A 13,801-nucleotide genomic window follows, 5' to 3' on the forward strand; every position below is an offset into this window, starting at 1 on the left:
CGAGCATTTAGAGTCTTTCCTGGGCAGTTCAGAGTTGACGCTAGTCGGGGAACTTTGCAGGGCGCGCCGCGCTGCACACTACTTGTGCACAGCGCGGCCAAGCTCGCGCATTAAAAAGGGGAAGCCACAGACTTACCTACAACCCAAGGGATTGCTCTTAGGTTAAATATTTAAAATGCTTGAATTTGATTAAACTACATTTGCTAAACGATGCCGAGCAACTCTGCTCCTACCATAGGGCATAAGTGTAGTTGACGTAGAATCGGGTCTGATCCTGATCCTGAAGAGTTGCAGTAGGCAACTCAGTGCGAAAGTTCGCTCGGCGCAGAGAGAAACCCAATCCTTTAAGAGCACCGGACTGAAGGACGTAGTCCAGACGAACGTCGCGCTCCCACTCGCTATACCTTTCAGTCGTAACGCCGCCAGATCCACGTATGTCGCGACCGCTAATGTAGGTCAACCCCGCCTTAAGACCTGGCACGCCCAGCGCGGCAAAATCGTAGTTGTACATACCAAACGTCGAATTTTCACCCGCGCGAGTGAAACTGTTGATCATGATATCGGTATTGAGATAAACGCTCGCGCCGCCTTCACCTTCAGCGCGACCCCTCCCATCGACAACATTAGCGTTGTTAATAAAGACCATCCCACCGCTGTCGCTGACACGCTGATGACCCATGGTCAGCGCATGCCCACCGAGGGTATAAGTGAATGCAGCAGACCAGGTATTGTTGTCGACTTCACCAGTATTGCCTTCGTTAAATCCATTCCTGTAAGCGAAATTTGAGTCACTTCCATTTTTGCCATCAGACTTGCTATTGAAATATCGCAGGTCTGTCTTGAACGACTGGTCAGGCGCAATCTGGTAGACATGCACCAACCCTAGGAAATTCTGACGGTAGTAATCTTCAAGATTGGCGTAGTAATACTGAAGAGTCAGGTCTTTATTGACTTTCCAGTCCACACCGCCAAACCGAAAACCATCGGAACCCTTGCGACCGCCCGCGGCGATACCTGCCCAGTTGCTGGAGGCGCGACCTATCTCACGATTCAGGTTGCCGGCAGTGAAAGTAAAATCATCTATCTCCTTCGAAGTCAAAATGGCGCCTTGGTAGCTCGCAGGGAGCACTCGACTGTCATTTGACACCAGAATGGGCAGGTTCGGCGCTAAAGCGTTACCCGCTTTCAGTTCGGTTTTAGAGAACATGATCTTGCCGTTTGCCCCCAGACGACTCCATTCATCTACCGGCGATCCATCGGTTTCCGTCGGGGAAATCGTATTGCTCGTAGTAGCGCTGTGCGGAGAGATACCGCCACCCAGATTTAGACCCAGCAACCCCTGAACATCCAATCCAAAACCGACGACACCTTGCGTATAGCCCGACAGATAGTCGAACCTCAGACCCGTTGCGGTTTGGCGCTGATCAACACCGTTGGGACCGCGCTGATCATTTTCATAGTACAGCGTACGAGAGCTAATGGACGCCTTGCTGTCTTCAATCAATCCGGCGGCATTAGCCTGTTGAGCTGTAACGCCTAAGGCAACTGCGAGTGCCAGCGTAGACTTGATCACTGAAAATGCTCCTATATTTTTGTGGTGTTGAGTTGCATCGCATGGTGAAAGTGGATTGATGCGCAATCCAGAATCTCACCAATGCAATGCTATTTAGCAATAGGAGTGCCATTGATATATAAGTTGTTGTTTTTAATAGTTATTTAATTCAAATCAACGATTATTAATAGTGTTACAATATTATCCTATGCTGAAATGCTATTGATTTGGAGAAGGGCTGTGGAGAATCGAATCACTTTGCGCCACCTCGAAGCATTTCGAGCCATCATGGTGCGCAAGACCGTTACTGGCGCCGCTGAAATGCTCGAGATCACTCAGCCCGTGGTAACACGACTTATCTCCGATCTTGAAGAGAGGATTGCGATTCCTCTCTTCACGCGCACCAAAGGTCGGCTTCTGCCTACGGCCGAAGCAGCCTTACTGTTCAAAGATGTAGAGCAGTCATTGATCAGCATCGAGCGCATCGCGAATGCTGCTTCAAACATCAAGGCCTTGAAGATGGGCTATCTGGAAATTGCAGCAGCCCCCAGCATGTCACTGTCCTTTCTGCCTCGGGCGATAGCGAGCTTTACGCGCGAGCACCCCGATGCAGTGGTTTCAATGCACATGCATAGCTCGTCGACAGTGCTCGATATGGTTCAACGCGACCGCTGCGATTTAGGGTTCGCTATGTTTCCCATGCGCGCGACTCGCCATGGCAACAGCGAGACATTGGTATCGGCCAAAATGGTGGGAGTCGTACCGATCAATCACCGCTTGGCGAACCGTGACGTCTTGCACCCAGAAGATTTTGAAGGCGAGAGTTTTATTTCATTGATGCCGTTAATGGAGGAACGAATGAGGATCGACTCAGTGATGCTGTCGTATGGCGTCAAACGACGTATGAATGCCGAGACCCAGGTTGCGTCCGTCATCCTTAAAATGGCTGAAGCAGGCTCGGGCGTATCCATCATCGATCCATTGACGGCCAGTGGCTACACGGGAACCATGCTCAAGTTCATTCCCTTTGAACCGGCCATCATCAATGATTATTCCATTGTCATTTCGCAGCGCAATTCCTCAACATTAATTCTCAAGCCATTTATTGACCATGCTCGGAGAGAGATACGGAAAATGGTTCCCGCCAATCTGATTGTCCGAAGTTAGGGCTAGTGCAAGCAGATGAGCACTCGCTTGGCCACAACGCTGCAGATTGTTTATCTCTCTGAACGGGCGCTGTCTAAGCTTTCATCGACCTTTGTGCTGCAACATGAAGTGCTTGCTCTAACTTGAGTACAGCTGCGCTCTGCGGGCGATTTACCGGATGTTCAAGGTAGTAGTTTCCAGGGCCTGGGGTTTGCGGGATAAGGGGGCAGACTACCAACCCCAGTGCAGCTGCCAGCGGTAAACACACTGGAACAGGCCCGATCGCGAGCCCCAATCCCTGGCTGACCATCATGAAAGCCAGCGGCGTGGTGTCGACAGGTTCCAACTTCAGATTACGACCTTGGGTGGGACCGAAGTTGTGACTCAGCAACCCCATCCAGCCCATCGAATGCGGAATCATCTCCAGAAGACGGTGTTTTAGCAGTTCGTCCACTGACGTCAGCTTGGGCAGATCAACCTTGCGGCACATGATTACGTAGGAAAGTCCCATGAGGCGGCCAGGATGGCGTACCAGATCCGGGTCTTCGCCGAAACGTATTGCCAAATCAGGTTCGGTATTTCGCAGATGAGCGCCTTCCATCCAGAGCTCGACTCGAATGGAAGGGTTGTCGCGCTCAAAGTCCGCCAGCACTTGAGGCAGCCAGCTCATGGACATCAGATGGCTGGCCTGTAGCGACACGCGCTGTATCCGTTGAGGCGAAAAAAGTGCGGCGGCCTTGCTCTCTATAGCGCCAATGGAAAGCTGCACAGCCGGAAGGAAGTCGCTGCCCTCCGGCGTCAACTGAATGCGATTCGCCAAGCGCTCGAATAATGGACGGCCGAGGCTGGCTTCTAGCGACTGGACCTGTTGACTGACGGCCGCGCCCGTCATGTGAAGTTCCTGGCCGGCTTTGGAGAAGCTCTGATGACGGGCCGCAGCCTCAAAGACACGAAGCCAGTTCAGCGATGGAATAAGTGATCTGCTCATGAATTCAGCATAAGTAGCGCTTTTGCTGAGGTCAACTAGATAGTGTCTGTGCCACTTCTCAGCCCGTCGTTATAGTGAGCCCACAACGATCGCTAGCCGCTTTTAAGCCTTTTGCTATCTGCCCTTTAATAATCTGAACAAGCCGGGAGATGGAAATGTTAAAAAAACGTGTGTTGCTTGCCATGGCGTTTATGCCTTTGTTTGCAGGTATTGCCAGCGCCCAGACTTTGCCGGGCGAAATCAAGATAGCCACTGAGGGTGCTTATCCTCCGTGGAACTACACAAATGCCGATGGTTCACTGACGGGTTACGAGATTGATCTGACACATGCGCTGTGTGAGCGTATGAAGGTCAAATGCACCATCGTCAGCCAGGAGTGGAACGGCATTATTCCAGGTCTGACTGTCGGAAAGTACGACGCGATCATTGCCTCCATGGGCGTCACCCCGGAGCGCAAAAAAGTCATAGCTTTTTCCAAGTCGTATGCCAAAGCGCCCAATGGATTTCTCACGACTTCAAACAATGATCTGAAGAGTCTCGCTGACGCCGGACATGCATTTGATTTGACTGATTCGCCATCGGATGCACAGTCTGCGATAGACGAATTGAAGTTGAAGTTTAAAGGCAAGGTTATCGGCGTGCAGACCGGATCGACTGCATCGAACTTCGTTCGAGAGTACTTCAAAGGGATGGAGATTCGTGATTACCCTACCTTTGAGCAGCTGGCACTTGATCTGGCGAACGGCCGACTTGATGTCGGCGTGGCGAACGTCACCACCTTCAAGCCTGTGATTGAAGCGAACAAAGGTGTACTGGTGTCCACTGGGCCTACCTTTGCAGGGGGCGTGCTGGGGCAAGGCACCACCAACATTGCGCTTCGTCAGGGTGACGATACTTTGCGCCAGGCATTTGATGCTGCGATCACTTCGGTGAACAACGACGGCACCAACAAGGCGCTGACGGAAAAGTGGTTCGGCGTGGATATCTCGACACGAGATTGATCAATGGACGAAGGCCTCTTCCGGCTACCGGGAGAGGCTCTCCAGGCGTTGAACACAGCAGCCAACTCCGCAACTTTATTTCTGGCAGGTACGGGTATGTTCACCCCAGTGGGTGCCGTCGAGGCAACAATCACTATTTATTTCAATGGCCGGCCCATTCCGGCTCGTTCCGGCGAGACAGTCGCGGCCTGTCTTTTGCGGGCAAATACACCTGCTTTTCGCACGACGCCTGTTACAGGTGCTGCTCGATTGCCGTATTGCATGATCGGCCATTGTTTCGAATGTCTGGTGGAAATCAACGGAATCGGCAACAGGCAGGCCTGCCTTCAGATTGTTAACGAGGGTATGAAAGTCTGCGCCCAGACGGGTGCCGCGACAGTCATTGGAGAGCTCCAATGACCGGTTTGCCGACACTGCAATCCCTCCCGGGAAACAACAGCGAAATCAAGTTTGATGCCGATGTCATCGTGGTCGGCGCAGGGCCGGCTGGCATGTCTGCGGCGATTGGGATCACCCGCGCAGGATTCAAGGTCATCGTGCTCGACATGCAGCCCACGCCAGGCGGGCAGATTTTTCGCTCGCTCGAATCCAATCTCCAAGCACGCCCAGCGACAAACAAGCTTCTGGACGCGCTCGGGCCCACCTACCTCGCCGGGCAGGCATTGATCGAGCAGTTTCGCTCTACCCCCGGCATCGACTACCGGCCGGAGACCACCGTCTGGGATTTGCGCGCTGATGCCACGGTGGGCTGGCTACAAGGTGATGCCGCTGGCTATCTGCGGGCACGTCAGGTGGTCGTTGCGAACGGCGCCATGGAACGACCGGTTCCCTTCCCGGGGTGGACATTGCCTGGCGTCATGACCGCAGGCGCGGTGCAAACGCTTCTAAAGGCCGGCCGACTGCAGCCTGACGGGCGCGTGGTACTTGTAGGTACTGGCCCGTTGATCCTGCTCCTGGCTGATCAGTTGCGTCGTCTTGGGATTCGTCCGAGTCTGATTGGGCGGACTGACACGCTCAATGACAAGATCGCAGCCTTAGGAACACTGAAGATCGCTGCATTGGCTCCCCTTGCCAAAGGGCTGGGATGGCTCACCAAGCTGAAACTGGCCGGTATCACTATGCGGACGGGCGTTTCGGATTTGCGGGCTCTTGGACGAGACAAGGTCGAGTCCGTGAGTCTGTCTATTGCAGGCCGTAAAGTCGAACTCGGTTGTGATCTGCTTGTGGTGCACGACGGGATCGTGCCGGCGACCGACATTGCGCACTGTGCCGGCCTGGCAATGGATTGGCAGAGCGATGACTCGAGCTGGAAACCCAGGACAGCCGAAGACGGCCGTGCAGAAATGGCGCCAGGCCCGGGTTTGACCAGCGGCCCGTGCAAGATTCGGGTATCCGGCGATGCGAGACGAATTGGTGGTGCGGATGCTGCGATTGCCCACGGGCGGTACGTCGCTGCTTGCATCGCGGCTGACTTACACAAGACTGCCTTATCGGGCGGGAAGATAGTGGGGGGCGATGACGTCGTCCGCACTCTCGCGGGCCGACCTTTTATCGACAGGGCTTTTCCTCGCGGCCTTGCGGCACAAGCACTAGAGGACAATACGATCGTTTGCCGTTGCGAGGAGCTAACGGCGGGAGACATTCGAGCGGCCATCGGCAATGGCGCCAGCGACATGAACCACCTCCGGGGCATCCTGCGTTGTGGGATGGGGCCGTGTCAGGGGCGCAGTTGTGCGGTGACAGTGGCTCGCTTACTAGCTGAACCGTCTGACGCAAACACGCCGGCACCGTTCCGTGCGCGGCCTCCGCTGCGTCCCTTGCCGCTCATTGCACTGGCGAACCTGGGTGGGCTGGATCCGGAGCTATCGCAGATCGTTTCGTTGGAAGATAAACCGGCAGCCGAAGCCATGGAGCAGCCCCATGAGTAAGTATGCAGATGATGTGCTGATCATCGGTGCTGGCTTGCAGGGGTGTGCGATCGGCATGTTCCTCGCTCGATCCGGTTGGAAAGTAACCATCGTCGACAAAGGTGTGCCGGGACGACACGCTTCCGGTGTGAACGCAGGTGGATTGCGATTGCTCATGCGCGATGTGCGCGAGTATCCGTTGTCGATGCGTGCGATGGAGATGTGGCGCAACCTGGACAGATTTGTTGACCCGTCTGCTGTGCAGTCTTGTGAGGTTCGTCTGGGGTCGTCGCAAATTGCCATTGCCTTGGATGAAGCCGAAATGGCGTGGGTGCGCGCTCGTCATCAGGAGATGCTGCGCCGTGGCTATACCTGCGAAGAGTTCATCGATCCCCACGAGTTGCGGCGGATGCTTCCTGGTCTCGCTGATTCTGTTCTGGGCGGACTCATTTCCCGAGGCGACGGACATGCCAATCCGGCTAACGCAGCGTTGGCGTTCCGGCAGGCGGCCGAGGCGGCAGGTGCATTCATCCATGAACGATGTGCACTCAACGGCCTGGATCAAAACGCCAATGGGCGCTGGTTAGCTGACACTGATGTCGGTGCGATCGAAGCCAATTGGGTTGTCAACTGCGCGGGAGCCTGGGGTTCCCAAGTCGCGGCGCAGTTGGGTGATGAACTGCCGATCAAGGTGCTGGCGTTGAGCATGATGGTAACCAGCAGAGTCAAGCCGTTTATCGAGCCAGTTGTGATCGGTATCGACAGGCCGTTGTCGTTCAAGCAGAGCGCTGTGGGTTCACTGGTGATCGGCGGTGGCATCTCCGGCAAGCCGTGTCTGGATGAGGGGACCTCGTTCACCATCATGGATCGGATGGCGTCCAGTGCTGCTGCGACGCTGGAGGCGTTTCCCATCCTGGCCGGCGTGCCGGTACTGCGTACCTGGACTGGTCTCGAAGGGGCGACGCCGGATGGCGTGCCTTACATCGGGCCCAGCGCAAAACATAAAGGTCTGTGGCATGTGTTCGGCTTCTGCGGTCACGGCTTCCAACTCGCGCCGGCAGTTGGGGAAGCAGTAGCCCATTCCATGGTGAACGATTCAATTCACCCATTAATCGAGCCATTCAATACAACAAGATTTTCCCGTATCCATTCAGCCCAACTATAAGGTTAAAAACAATGACGCTGGGTATCTACGAACTCGTCGGCTTTGGCCCTCAGGGATGGGGCATGCCCTTGATACATGCCGCCGGTATTACCGTCGCCGCTGCAATCAGTGGCTTTCTACTTGGAAGCGTTCTCGGAGTGGGCGGCGCTGCACTGAAGTTGTCTCGTCAATCCATGCTGCGAGCCGCAGGCATGTTCTATACCACGGTGTTCCGTGGTATCCCCGAGATTCTAATCATCTATCTGTTTTACTTTGGTGGAAGCGTCGCATTCACCAAAATCATGAACCTGAGTGGATTCCCAGGGTTCTTCTCGCTCCCAGCATTTTTCATCGGTGTACTGGCGATTGGTATTGTTTCCGGGGCGTATCAGACCGAAGCCTACCGCGCGGGTTTTCTGCGGCTGGATCGCGGACAGATCGAAGCCGGGCTGTCATGCGGTATGTCCGATTTTCTTCTGCTCCGGCGCATCATTGCGCCGCAGACGTTGCGTTTCGCCTTGCCCGCCTTGGGCAACATCTGGCAATCGGTATTGAAGGAAACCGCATTGCTGTCTGTCATTGGTCTGACCGAACTCCTTCGTCAATCCATCACGGCAGCCGGATCGACACGAGAGCCGTTGTTGTTCTACGGCGTGGCAGCGGCGGTGTTTTTCATTATCGGTCGTTTAACTGGATCTCTGTTGAGCCGCACGGAAAAGCGCCTTGCCGGACCGTGGAGTCGTTGATGATGGATTGGGATTTTTTGACTGATGTCTTCCTGCAATTGCTGGGAGGCATACCGCTCACTCTCCAACTTGCGCTGACGGCACTTGTTGCGGGTTTTATTCTCGCTGTCGTGATTGCGTCCGCTGCCAGCAGCCGTTATCGGTTGCTTCGCTGGATAGCCAACGCGCACGTCGAGATTTTTCGCGGAACACCGCTTCTCGTGCAGGTATTCCTAATCTACTACGGGCTGGGGCAGATTCCGGGATTGCGAGAATCGTTTCTCTGGCCATATCTGCGCGAGCCCTATTGGTGCGCGATCCTTGCACTCGCCTTGAATACTTCGGCGTACACGGCGGAAATCATCAGAGGTGCGATCCAGGCCGTACCGGCCAGTGAAATCGAAGCTGGCCGAGCTTGCGGGATGTCCGGCTTGTTGCTGCGCCGGAGGGTGACGTGGCCCATCGCGATTCGTCAGGGCCTGCCAGTGTATGGCAGTGAAGTCATCCTCATGCTGAAGGCCACGTCGCTGGCGAGCATCATCACGCTGACCGAGGTGACAGGGATCGCCTACAAACTGATTTCTTCCACGTACCGGGTCATGGAAGTTTTTGCGGTCACCGGGGCGCTTTATCTGACTTTGACGTTCCTCATCAGTCTGGCGTTTTCACTCATCGAGCGACGGCTGCAGCGGCATCTCGCTCATCGCCGTAACTAATCCTGCCAATGCACTGCCAAGGAGTATGTCATGTCTGTTGTCGTCCATGAGTTGAACACGCGTGCAACTGCAATTGCGACGCTGGGTCTACGTAAAAGCTACGGTGAAATCGAGGTATTGAAAGGCATCGATTTCACTGCACGTGAGGGCGAGGTCGTCTCGATCCTCGGTGCCTCGGGGTCAGGAAAGTCCACGTTCCTCCGTTGCCTCAACCTGTTGGAACTTCCGTCAGCCGGCTCGCTGGATATCTTTGGCGAGCAAGTCAAGCTGAAGTTGGGAGCGTCCGAGCCTCGCATTGCCGACCGCAAACAGGTGGATCGCTTGCGAACCGAAGTGGCCATGGTCTTCCAGAACTTCTGCCTTTGGAGCCACATGACAGTTCTGGAAAACCTGATGGAAGCACCTGTACACGTTCAAGGGCGTAATCGCGTGCAAGTCCGCGAAGAGGCACTGTCTGTGCTCGAGCGCGTAGGACTGACTCATCGCGTCAACGCCTATCCGGCGCAGCTGTCGGGCGGTCAACAACAGCGCGCAGCCATCGCTCGCGCTCTGGTGATGAAGCCTCGCGTGCTGTTGTTCGACGAACCGACGTCCGCCCTCGATCCCGAACTGGTCGGCGAAGTACTCAAGGTCATGCGCGATCTCGCTGCCGAAGGCCGAACGATGCTGATTGTGACCCACGAAATGGCCTTCGCTCGTGATGTATCCAGCCGAATTCTGTTCCTTGAGGAAGGCCGGATAGAAGCTCAGGGTGCACCACAAAAACTGTTTGCGGGCGGCGTCAGCGACAGGTTTGATCAGTTTGTCCGTCGGTTCAACGAGAGCGCTTCCAACTAGCAGTCAGACAGCCCGCTGGCTGGCTGGTGCTCACTTTTGATTGGCCAGCACGGCATCAAGTATCAGTGAGGTAATGATGTACACCATCACCCGTATTGAAAGTAATCCGAAACTGAGTCGTGCCGTAGTTCATAACGGGGTGGCTTGGTTCAGTGGCATCGTCGCCACCGATTGGAGTGAGGATATCGCAGGGCAAACCCGGCAAGTGTTGGCTCGCCTGGATGAGTTGCTCGAGGGCATAGGGAGCAACCGTTCCAGGATACTGAGCGCCCAGATATGGATGAAAGACATGGTGGCGGATTTTGATCGCATGAACGAGGTCTGGAGTCAGTGGTTCACGCCCGGTGAAACCCCAGCTCGAGCGACATCTCAAGTGACATTTGATGAGGCAGACATTCGTCTGGAGCTTATCGTCGTCGCAGCCGTGAAGGCCTGAGTTAATCGCGTATGTGTACTTTTCTCGAGCGTTCTCTATCAGAGTCAACTCATGTATGACTGTCAGGAACTACAGTTCATCAACGGTTCACCGTCCCGCATTCTGCTAGTTATCGAGCCGCGATCCAGCGAGTTTTGGATCGAGAGCGGCGCCACCGTGCGAGTGTTGGTCAGAGGTACGTCAACAACACCGAGGCTAGATGTTGAATACCTCAGTGGTGGGCTGGTCATGTATGCCAGCGGCAGCGGTCAGGTAGAGGTTTACCAAAATGGCCGTCGCTTGGCCCAATACAAGCGTACCCGGAATATGGCAAAGAAATTGGTCTGTAAGGTTGCAGCATCAAATTGAACTGAGGAATTGCACGCCATTTGACCACCCGTTTGCATTCCCATTGACCACGGATTTGCATTGCAGCTGACCAGCCGTTTGCGTTCGACCTGACCAGGCAGAATGTCGATTTTTTGCTGTTCCCTGAACTGTCCCTCACCGGCTAACTGCTGCCAGACATCCTATTCTGGAAGCGCGCCTTTGGCGTGAACTGCCAGCGAGATGAATGGCACACTCGAAAACAACCACGGATCACTAGAGCCATGGGCGTAGCCACCTAGGGGCTACCCTTGCTTCTCAACTCCCCGTTCTAAAGTACCAATTCCGAGCTTCGTGCCAATGCCACCTACCCCTTCCGCATCCCCTTTGCTTGGTGGCTAACGCGGTGGGGGGGCGACGGGAAAGGTTAGGCGTTGCGCAAGGAGCGCTGCGCGGGCAGTAAAGATTAGCCATCGCGTGATGCCCTACTGATTCAGGCTGTTCATTCATATCGCTTATACCCCTATAAATTACAGGTTATAGCTCTCTCGGGGCTTAACCCGTATGGTCAATGCACTGCGAATAACAATATCAAATGGGCTATTACAAATCTTAAAAAAATAAATACTAATGCCTTTTAATGCGACGCCATACCAAATAAGGCGCTCCGCTTCGACTAGACATAATCAATTTAGGATTATGTCCACGCTCACATACTGCCCCCAAAATAGATAAATATAATTGCGAGGTAACTCTGTGAAGAATATACGTCTTGTGACGGCGATTTCTGCATGTGCGTCCAACCTGATTTTTTGCTTGTCCCCTCAGGCAAAGGCTGACTTCTTAGAAGACAGCAAGTTGACGTTTAAAACTCAGAACTATTACTATCGAAACGACTTTCGCGATGGCACTGGCCAAAACCAAAAGGCAGAGTGGGCTCAAGGATTTACGGCTAACTTCAGCTCAGGATTCACGTCAGGCAACATAGGTTTTGGACTGGATGCTGTAGCTATGCTTGGATTGAAACTGGACTCAGGACCAGGTCGCACGGGTAGTGGGCTCTTGCCACAACATGACGCAGATGATCCAACGAAGCCAAACACGAAAGATCCCGCTGATGAGTACTCTAAGCTCAATCTAACCGCCAAGGTCCGTATTTTTGATAATACCCTTCTCAGGCTGGGTGCGATTGACGAATCGGGCCCGCTTGTCCAACCAAACACCAGTAGGCTGTTCCTACAGACCTTCGAGGGTGGTTGGCTCAGTCATAAATTTTCTGATGAAATACAGTTGGGCGGCGGGCAATTTCAGAGAGTGCGTGAGCGCGATTCTACTGACTATCAGCCGCTTCGAATTGCAGGTCAAAATGGCCAGTACGCGGTAACGGATGAAGGGAAAATGAACCTCGCCACGCTGACTTACAAGCCTTCGAAGCAGTTGAGTCTCGCGTACAGCGGTGGGCAGCTTGAGGATGTCTACAAACAGCATTTTCTAGGTGCGATCATCAACGTTCCCGTAGGGCCTGGCGCCATTTTGGGTGATATTCGTACATTTCGCTCTACTACCGATGGCGCTGCCCATGCTGGCGACGTAGACAATAAGGCTTTCAGTGGTCAAATTGGATACCAGCAGAATGGTTCTACATTCCGTGTTGGATATCAAAAAATGCTGGGGTCGACTGCGTTTACTTATCTAGATGGCACGTCGACTTATCTTTTTTCAGAGTCGCTGATCGCGAACTTCACCAAGCAGAGCGAGCGCGCTTGGATGCTTCGTTTTGACCAGGACTTTGCCCCGCTGGGTGTTCCTGGATTGGTGGGTTCGGTTAAACACATCAGGGCCGATAACGCCGAAGTTCATAACTTCGCGGACGAAGGCAAAGAGTGGGAGACAGACATGGATTTGGGCTATACCATCCAAAGCGGGCCGTTAAAAGAGCTATCAATGCAATGGCGCCATGCTGTGTATCATAGCAACTATGCGCGAAACCAGGAGCAAGACCGGCTTATTTTCAGCTATCCCATCAAGATTCTCTAATGGCTATCGGATAGCGCTTAGGGATTTTAGAAAGAGTATTAGTAACTGGCCCAACCATATGTTGGGCCTTTTAGTTGGTGAAGAAAGCACTTCCACGCTAGCGAGAGAGTATTTCTCCGATCAGCTGTCGAACCCATGCATGTGCCTGATCTTTCTGGTAGCGCTCATGCCAGTACACCGAGACATTGAACAGGGGAAGCGCGAGTGGTACTTCTAATAGGGTCGTACCACTTATTTTTTTGAAACCATCCGCGACGCTGAATGGCAAGGTAGCTATGAGATTTGAAGATCCGACTACGAATGGACAAGCCAAGTAGCTCGCCAGCGTGGCACCGATCTGGCGGGTACGATCCATGGCGGCCAGCGTATCGTCGATTTGCTGGCCGAAATTTCTGGTGTGTGCAGCCAGATCAGCGTGAGGATACGCAAGGAAGGTGTCCAGCCCCCAGCGCTGTTTCAGGCAGGGATGCCCCGTGCGAACAATGCACACTGAACGCTCTTCAAACAAAAATCTCGCCCGCAAGGAAGGTGCTGGTTGAGGGAAATGCCCTAAAACCAGCTCAACATGATTGGTCTCAACCATGTTCAATCCATGAAAAAGTTTGGCTGGGACAACCCTAACCACTAGCCCTGGGGCATGCTCGCTCAGGGCGGAGACAATTTTCGGCATTACCGCGTACTGCAAGTAATCCGACGCATAGATCGAAATTACCCTTCGCGTAGTAGAGGGGTCAAACTCGCTTTTGGGTTGGGATTCAAGACGCCACCGATCCAGCAACGGGCGAAACGCCAGATTCAGCTCACGAGCTTTCGCAGTAGGTCCCCATGCCCCTGCTTCTCGGATGAACAAGGGGTCATTGAATATCCGTCGCAACCGACTTAGTGCCGCACTCATCGCCGGCTGACTAATACCCATTTGTTCCGCTGCTCGGGACACGCTACGAGTCGCCATCAGCGCGTCGAAGTGGACAAGTAGATTCAGGTCAGCGTTTTTCATCTCGTCACG

General features: G+C 54.0%; 13 protein-coding genes. 10 read left to right on the plus strand and 3 right to left on the minus strand.

The window, feature by feature from the left end; all coding sequences use genetic code 11:
* Positions 1 to 229 precede the first annotated feature (229 nt).
* Positions 230 to 1,573 carry an OprD family outer membrane porin gene (locus PMI29_RS02640; protein WP_008003587.1) on the minus strand — a complete coding sequence of 448 codons (1,344 nt, stop codon included), beginning with the start codon at positions 1,571 to 1,573 and terminating at the stop codon, positions 230 to 232.
* A gap of 195 nt (positions 1,574 to 1,768) precedes the next feature.
* Here PMI29_RS02640 and PMI29_RS02635 point away from each other — a divergent pair, with 195 nt between their 5' ends.
* A complete protein-coding gene (locus tag PMI29_RS02635; RefSeq protein WP_274517878.1) occupies positions 1,769 to 2,719 on the plus strand; it encodes a LysR substrate-binding domain-containing protein in 951 nt (316 codons plus the stop codon).
* A gap of 73 nt (positions 2,720 to 2,792) precedes the next feature.
* On the opposite strand, the gene PMI29_RS02630 is transcribed toward PMI29_RS02635, so the two are convergent.
* The gene (locus PMI29_RS02630) at positions 2,793 to 3,686 is read right to left on the minus strand and encodes a LysR family transcriptional regulator (RefSeq protein WP_081501722.1); all 894 of its coding nucleotides are present in this window, start codon (positions 3,684 to 3,686) and stop codon (positions 2,793 to 2,795) included.
* A gap of 155 nt (positions 3,687 to 3,841) precedes the next feature.
* On the opposite strand from PMI29_RS02630, the gene PMI29_RS02625 reads away from it, so the two are divergent.
* The 9 genes from PMI29_RS02625 to PMI29_RS02590 all read left to right on the plus strand — a co-directional run bounded on the left by PMI29_RS02625 (position 3,842) and on the right by PMI29_RS02590 (position 12,795).
* Positions 3,842 to 4,687: a transporter substrate-binding domain-containing protein gene (locus PMI29_RS02625; protein WP_008003593.1), complete on the plus strand. Its 846-nt coding sequence runs from the start codon at positions 3,842 to 3,844 to the stop codon at positions 4,685 to 4,687.
* Positions 4,688 to 4,690: 3 nt separating this feature from the next.
* On the plus strand, positions 4,691 to 5,086 hold the full coding sequence (locus PMI29_RS0130500) for a (2Fe-2S)-binding protein (protein WP_238541702.1): 396 nt from the start codon (positions 4,691 to 4,693) through the stop codon (positions 5,084 to 5,086).
* Entirely contained in the window at positions 5,083 to 6,615 is a 1,533-nt protein-coding gene (locus tag PMI29_RS02620) for an NAD(P)/FAD-dependent oxidoreductase (RefSeq protein WP_008003595.1), read from the plus strand. The genes PMI29_RS0130500 and PMI29_RS02620 overlap by 4 nt, the downstream gene beginning before the upstream one ends.
* On the plus strand, positions 6,608 to 7,759 hold the full coding sequence (locus tag PMI29_RS02615) for an NAD(P)/FAD-dependent oxidoreductase (RefSeq protein ID WP_008003598.1): 1,152 nt from the start codon (positions 6,608 to 6,610) through the stop codon (positions 7,757 to 7,759). The genes PMI29_RS02620 and PMI29_RS02615 overlap by 8 nt, the downstream gene beginning before the upstream one ends.
* Before the next feature lie 11 nt (positions 7,760 to 7,770).
* Positions 7,771 to 8,484, plus strand: coding sequence for an ABC transporter permease (locus PMI29_RS02610; protein ID WP_008003600.1), 714 nt, complete (start codon positions 7,771 to 7,773; stop codon positions 8,482 to 8,484).
* Positions 8,484 to 9,179, plus strand: coding sequence for an ABC transporter permease (locus PMI29_RS02605; protein ID WP_008003603.1), 696 nt, complete (start codon positions 8,484 to 8,486; stop codon positions 9,177 to 9,179). The genes PMI29_RS02610 and PMI29_RS02605 overlap by 1 nt, the downstream gene beginning before the upstream one ends.
* A gap of 30 nt (positions 9,180 to 9,209) precedes the next feature.
* Positions 9,210 to 10,016 carry an ABC transporter ATP-binding protein gene (locus tag PMI29_RS02600; RefSeq protein ID WP_008003606.1) on the plus strand — a complete coding sequence of 269 codons (807 nt, stop codon included), beginning with the start codon at positions 9,210 to 9,212 and terminating at the stop codon, positions 10,014 to 10,016.
* Positions 10,017 to 10,092: 76 nt separating this feature from the next.
* Complete coding sequence (locus tag PMI29_RS02595; protein ID WP_008003609.1) at positions 10,093 to 10,452, plus strand: RidA family protein; 360 nt, start codon at positions 10,093 to 10,095, stop codon at positions 10,450 to 10,452.
* 1,062 nt (positions 10,453 to 11,514) lie between these two features.
* Positions 11,515 to 12,795, plus strand: coding sequence for an OprD family outer membrane porin (locus tag PMI29_RS02590; protein WP_008003613.1), 1,281 nt, complete (start codon positions 11,515 to 11,517; stop codon positions 12,793 to 12,795).
* Positions 12,796 to 12,892: 97 nt separating this feature from the next.
* Here PMI29_RS02590 and PMI29_RS02585 read toward each other — a convergent pair whose 3' ends face one another.
* Entirely contained in the window at positions 12,893 to 13,792 is a 900-nt protein-coding gene (locus PMI29_RS02585) for a LysR family transcriptional regulator (RefSeq protein WP_081501724.1), read from the minus strand.
* Positions 13,793 to 13,801: the final 9 nt, after the last annotated feature.

Source organism: Pseudomonas sp. GM49, from assembly GCF_000282355.1.
Classification (GTDB): domain Bacteria; phylum Pseudomonadota; class Gammaproteobacteria; order Pseudomonadales; family Pseudomonadaceae; genus Aquipseudomonas.

Excerpts from the sequence above, each read along its gene's own strand:
- PMI29_RS02615 (WP_008003598.1), top strand. The coding sequence starts at position 6,608 with ATGAGTAAGTATGCAGATGATGTGCTGATCATCGGTGCTGGCTTGCAG.
- PMI29_RS02585 (WP_081501724.1), bottom strand. The coding sequence starts at position 13,792 with ATGAAAAACGCTGACCTGAATCTACTTGTCCACTTCGACGCGCTGATG.
- PMI29_RS0130500 (WP_238541702.1), top strand. The coding sequence starts at position 4,691 with ATGGACGAAGGCCTCTTCCGGCTACCGGGAGAGGCTCTCCAGGCGTTG.
- PMI29_RS02620 (WP_008003595.1), top strand. The coding sequence starts at position 5,083 with ATGACCGGTTTGCCGACACTGCAATCCCTCCCGGGAAACAACAGCGAA.
- PMI29_RS02605 (WP_008003603.1), top strand. The coding sequence starts at position 8,484 with ATGATGGATTGGGATTTTTTGACTGATGTCTTCCTGCAATTGCTGGGA.
- PMI29_RS02630 (WP_081501722.1), bottom strand. The coding sequence starts at position 3,686 with ATGAGCAGATCACTTATTCCATCGCTGAACTGGCTTCGTGTCTTTGAG.
- PMI29_RS02600 (WP_008003606.1), top strand. The coding sequence starts at position 9,210 with ATGTCTGTTGTCGTCCATGAGTTGAACACGCGTGCAACTGCAATTGCG.
- PMI29_RS02610 (WP_008003600.1), top strand. The coding sequence starts at position 7,771 with ATGACGCTGGGTATCTACGAACTCGTCGGCTTTGGCCCTCAGGGATGG.
- PMI29_RS02635 (WP_274517878.1), top strand. The coding sequence starts at position 1,769 with ATGCTATTGATTTGGAGAAGGGCTGTGGAGAATCGAATCACTTTGCGC.
- PMI29_RS02595 (WP_008003609.1), top strand. The coding sequence starts at position 10,093 with ATGTACACCATCACCCGTATTGAAAGTAATCCGAAACTGAGTCGTGCC.
- PMI29_RS02625 (WP_008003593.1), top strand. The coding sequence starts at position 3,842 with ATGTTAAAAAAACGTGTGTTGCTTGCCATGGCGTTTATGCCTTTGTTT.